At 69.8% G+C, this 1,043-nt stretch carries 1 protein-coding gene; it reads left to right on the forward strand.

Annotation, left to right across the window (positions count from 1 at the left end; all coding sequences use genetic code 11):
• Window positions 1–1,043, forward strand: a 1,043-nt coding sequence (locus A2I95_RS41895; protein WP_291738151.1) for an AMP-binding protein, incomplete at both ends; no start/stop codon positions are given.

Genomic DNA, 1,043 nt, shown 5'->3' on the forward strand with positions numbered 1-1,043 from the left:
GGCAGCGGACTCCGCCACCGCTGCCCGACTGGAGGAGCGCTTCCGCCCGGCCGCCAGCTTCCGGCGCATCGGCGGAACCTGGAGGTTGCTGGCGCACGCGCATGAACCCGCCGATATCCATCCCGACCTTGCACTGCTGCTGCAAACCTCCGGCAGCACCGGCCACGGCCGCGGGGTCCGCCTGTCCGCAACGGCTGTGGACACCAACGCCAGCGCCATAACCCGGTATCTCGGGATCCGGCCCGAAGACCGCGCCGCACTGATCCTGCCGCTGCATTACTCCTACGGCTTGTCGGTGCTGCATTCGCATCTTGCCGCCGGTGCCAGCCTCTGGCTGGCACCCGGCTCGGTGCTGGAACCCGGTTTTGCCGCCGCTCTGGAGGCTTCCGACGCCACCAGCCTGGCCGGCGTGCCGCATCACTTCCGCCTGCTGGAAAGCGCAGGCCTTGCCCATGCGCTGCCGGAACGGATCAAGACTCTTACCGTTGCCGGCGGCGCCATGGAGCCGGAGCAGGTCCGCACCTGGGCCGCCCGGATGCAGGCCCGGGCTGGCCGCTTCTTTGTGATGTACGGCCAGACCGAGGCCGCCGCCCGGATCAGCTACCTGCCGCCGGAGCTGGCAGAGGACAATCCAGGCGCCGCGGGCCGTGCCGTTCCCGGCGGGCGCCTGCTGCTGCGCTCGGCCTCGGGCGCAGAAATCACCACCCCCGAGGGCGAAGGCGAGCTGATCTACCAGGGCCCGAACGTGATGATGGGCTATGCCGAAGGCAGCGCCGACCTGGCCAAGGGCGCCGAACTCAGCGAGCTTGCAACCGGTGATCTGGCCCGGCGCGACGCAAACGGGCTCTACCACATCACCGGGCGGCTTTCGCGGATGTCCAAGATTGCCGGCCTGCGCATCGGCCATGACTCCATCGAACGCGCCTTGGCCGCCCAGGGCCATGAGGCTGCGGTTTGGGGCGACGATGCCCGCATCTCGATTGCCGTCTGCGCGGCGGAGGACGGCATCGCTGCGCTGACAGCCAAGCTGACCGGCATCGGCC

Source organism: Leisingera sp. F5, assembly GCF_001593695.1.